The 3,925-nt window shown below is 32.4% G+C and carries 3 protein-coding genes and 1 pseudogene; 3 read left to right on the forward strand and 1 reads right to left on the reverse strand.

The window, feature by feature from the left end; genetic code table 11:
- Positions 1 to 86: 86 nt before the first annotated feature.
- Positions 87 to 401, reverse strand: coding sequence for a hypothetical protein (locus B9P78_RS09250; RefSeq protein WP_094519153.1), 315 nt, complete (start codon positions 399 to 401; stop codon positions 87 to 89).
- A 503-nt stretch (positions 402 to 904) separates the two neighbouring features.
- On the opposite strand from B9P78_RS09250, the gene abc-f reads away from it, so the two are divergent.
- The 3 genes and pseudogenes from abc-f to B9P78_RS09265 all read left to right on the forward strand — a co-directional run.
- On the forward strand, positions 905 to 2,386 hold the full coding sequence (gene abc-f, locus B9P78_RS09255; RefSeq protein WP_094519154.1) for a ribosomal protection-like ABC-F family protein: 1,482 nt from the start codon (positions 905 to 907) through the stop codon (positions 2,384 to 2,386).
- A complete protein-coding gene (locus B9P78_RS09260; RefSeq protein ID WP_010706273.1) occupies positions 2,386 to 3,585 on the forward strand; it encodes an MFS transporter in 1,200 nt (399 codons plus the stop codon). The genes abc-f and B9P78_RS09260 overlap by 1 nt, the downstream gene beginning before the upstream one ends.
- 167 nt (positions 3,586 to 3,752) lie before the next feature.
- Positions 3,753 to 3,925 (forward strand): annotated as a pseudogene (locus B9P78_RS09265) (IS6 family transposase); the annotation flags it as partial.

Consider the following 3,925-nt stretch of genomic DNA (forward strand, 5'->3'; position numbering starts at 1 on the left):
CGGCATTTAAAGCATGTCCCTGATAACTATATTATCTCGGGGCGTGCTTTCGTTTTTTGGAGTGAATAATTCTGGTGTTTTTTATTTCACTCAATTAATTCAGCTAGTGCTATCCAATACTCTGTATTTTTTGAGCTTTTAGCAAAGATATAAATTTGTTTTCTCACTTCGCTACTGTCATTATCTTTTAGCTGAATAACGCTCTGATTGAAAGTGGCTATACTGTCAATATGTCCAATATTTAAATTTATAACTAATGCTTCGCCTTTTTTTGTTAAAAATGAAATCCGATTTTTATCTACGCTGTAAGTTCCTTCTTTTAAGTTTGAATGAGGGTTTGTTTTTAACTCGTTATCATAAGCGTTAGCAAATAACGCAACGGTTATAGGTTTATTTTTCATTGGTGGATTATATAATGAAGTTAGCCACCGCTAACTAAAAAACGCCATGTGAATTTCATGTTATATTGAAGTTACCTTGAATGGCGAAAAAGGAGCAAGAGTATTTTTTTCATATCACCTATTATAAGTTATCTTGACCTATAATAAGTGAGCATAACTTGATTATTTGAAAAAAATGTTTTAAGCTTTATGAGACGTTGGTAGAAAGATACGTGTTCATTTGAGCAGTATCTAGTATACAAATAGGATGTACAAAGGAGAATTTGGAAAATGACAGCATCTATAAGATTGTGGTTTAACCTTTTGAAATAATAATTAAATACTATTATTCAAAAGGTCCTGTTATATTGGCAGAAACAGGGGAGCAATCTGTCTATTTTTCAAATTCTATTTATCTAAGAAAATATAGATATGGAAATTGTCAAAAGAGGTAGAAATCTATCTCTTTTTTGTGTACCCAAAAATCTGTTGATTGCACGGCCTAATTTAAGGAGTGCAAAATAATGAAAAATATATCTTTAGAATTAAAAAATATAGAAGTAAATTTTGGAAACAAAGAACTAGTAGCCATTAAATATTTAACTGTATATGAGAATGATCGAATTGGCATTGTCGGAAGAAACGGACAAGGGAAAACAACGCTACTGAATCTTATCCAAGGAAAGTTATCACCAAATTCAGGGGAAGTTAACCGATTTGTGGAGTTTAATTACTTTAAACAGATGGAAGAAACCAATAATTTATACGAATTTGATGATCTTAACGCTGAACTTATTAGTCGATTCACTATTCCGAGAAATACGATCGAAGTACTAAGCGGAGGTGAAGAAAATAAATTACGTTTAGCTAGAGTGCTATCAAATTATAAGATGGGATTACTAATGGATGAACCTACAACTCATTTAGATGGAAAAAGTATACAACTATTAATAGATGAATTGAGCTATTATTATGGGACAATGATTCTCGTTAGTCATGATCGATACTTTTTAAATCAGTTAGTAAACAAGATATGGGAAATAGAAGATGGAAAGGTTACTGAATATCCTGGAAATTACAGTGACTATATGAAACAAAAAGAACAGAAAAAGTTAGAGGAAGCAAGAGGATTTGAAAAAGTTGAAAAAGAAAAAACACGTTTAGAACAAGCGATAACACAAAAAAGAAAACAAGCAAAAAAAATGAGTAGTGTTAGTGAAAAAAATAAAAAAAGAAATATTAAACCAGATCGACTTTCATCTTCTAAACAAAAAGATAGTGCGCAAAAAGCTGTTCAAAAATCAGCTAAAGCATTAGAGTCTAGAGTCAATCACTTGGAAGATATTGAAAAAAAAGAAACAATTAAACCTATACAATTTCCAACAAGTTCGGCATTGGAACTTTATAATCGTTTTCCTATAATGGGTCAATCAATTAATTTATATGCAGGAGATAAACTATTACTAGACAATGTGGATTTTCAATTTCCATTAGGGAAAAGAATTGCTATTACCGGGGACAATGGAACCGGTAAGTCAACATTACTACATTCTATTTTAAATGAAGCAGAAGGAATGATTGTATCAAAAAAGGTGATATTTAGTTCTTATAAACAGATGGATTATAAGTTAACCGGATCAGTACCTGTGATTGATTATTTAATGAAACAAACTGATTATCCAGAAAATACTGTAAGATCAATTCTGAATAATTTAGGATTCAAACAAACAGAAATTTTAAAACCAGTTAATACTTTGAGTGGTGGAGAAGCAATTAGGATTTCAATGGCTAGTTTATTTGTACGACCATCAAATGTATTAATTTTAGATGAACCAACAAATTTTATCGATATCCAAACAATAGAAGCATTAGAAGGATTCATTAAGCAATATCCTGGGACAATAATTTTCACGTCTCATGATAACTACTTTGTAGAAAAAATAGCTGATCAGATTTGGAAAATAACTGATAAAAAACTCACTTTGATGAAAGGAGACGTTCTTTAATGGAGAACCAAACAAAAAATTGGCGAAAACAATTTATTCCATTAATTTTAGGTCAATCCATTAGCTTGATTGGCAGTTCAGCAGTCCAGTTCGCTTTGATGTGGTGGCTTGCAAGTCAAACAAATTCAGGTACAGTATTATCAATAGCAGGACTATTTGCTTTTTTACCACAGCTTATTATCGGCCCCTTTGCTGGGGTCTGGGTTGATAGAATGGATAAAAAGCGAGTTGTTATCGTCGCTGATCTGTTTACCGGGCTTGTTGCACTTCTTCTTTCACTCTCTATCATAGTAAGTGAACCACAAATAGCGTTTATTTTGATTTCGTTGTTTTTAAGAGCTGTGGCAAGTGTATTCCATACCCCTGCTATTCAAGCGATCGTTCCGACCTTAGTTCCAGTCGATGAATTAGTGGAAGCCAATAGTTGGAATCAATTTTTGCAATCTGGAGCGTATATGCTAGGTCCAGTTATAGGAGCCATTCTTTATTCAATAGTACCATTATGGGTCATTTTAATGACTGATACTTTAGGAGCGGTAATCGCATGTATTATTATCGGAAGAATCAACATAAAAAAAATTGCGGTATCTGGGGAAATAACACCCTATTTTGAAGAGTTAAGATTAGGTTTTAAAGAATTTATTCAGAATAGAAAAATTTTGAATGTTACCATTATTGGTGTTTGTGTGATGTTCTTTTATTTGCCACTTTCTTCTTTATTTCCATTGATGACAACAAGTCATTTTAAATTATCAGCTGCTTATGGAGGAATCGTTGAGTTTGTCTTTGCTTTTGGAATGCTTATAGGATCTATAGTGATTGGAAAACTCAATAGAAAACAGAATAAATTAAAGCAAAGTATTTATGGCTTGATAGGAATCAGTATAGTGACTGTATTGTCAGGTATTACATCGGTTAATCTTATTGGCTTTTGGCTATTTGTGTTCTGCTCTTTCTTAATGGGTGGTTTTGGGAATCAATTTAATATACCTTTTTACTCTTATGTCCAAGAAGAGATTCCTACAGAAAAGTTGGGCCGTTTTTTCAGTTTTTATGGCAGCATCATGAGTATAGCGATGCCCTTGGGATTGCTATTAGCTGGTCCAATGACTGATTTATTAGGAATAAATACGTGGTTTCTAATTGCAGGGACTTTTAGTTTAATGATAAGTATTATTGGGTACTTTAGTATTAAGTAAGTATACCTTTTTTGAAAATGAGGAGTCCATAGCTTACTAACTAAAGATGGTTCTGTTGCAAAGTTTTAAATCTACTATCAAATAAGGTAGAATGGTTCTGTTGCAAAGTTTTAAGTCTACTATCAAATAAGGTAGAATAATAGAAAAAGATAGCAGGAGGAATGACGATGAATCATTTTAAAGGAAAGCAATTTCAGCAGGATGTGATTATTGTAGCCGTGGGCTACTATCTTCGTTATAACCTTAGCTATCGTGAAGTTCAAGAAATCTTATATGATCGTGGCATTAACGTTTCTCATACGACGATTTATCGTTGGGTGCAAGAATATGGCAAACTACT

The organism is Aerococcus sp. 1KP-2016 (genome assembly GCF_002252085.1).
Taxonomy (GTDB): Bacteria; Bacillota; Bacilli; order Lactobacillales; family Aerococcaceae; genus Aerococcus.

What these genes read in the sequence shown, in the direction of transcription:
- B9P78_RS09250 (WP_094519153.1), bottom strand. Translation starts at nt 401, where the DNA reads ATGAAAAATAAACCTATAACCGTTGCGTTATTTGCTAACGCTTATGAT.
- abc-f (WP_094519154.1), top strand. Translation starts at nt 905, where the DNA reads ATGAAAAATATATCTTTAGAATTAAAAAATATAGAAGTAAATTTTGGA.
- B9P78_RS09260 (WP_010706273.1), top strand. Translation starts at nt 2,386, where the DNA reads ATGGAGAACCAAACAAAAAATTGGCGAAAACAATTTATTCCATTAATT.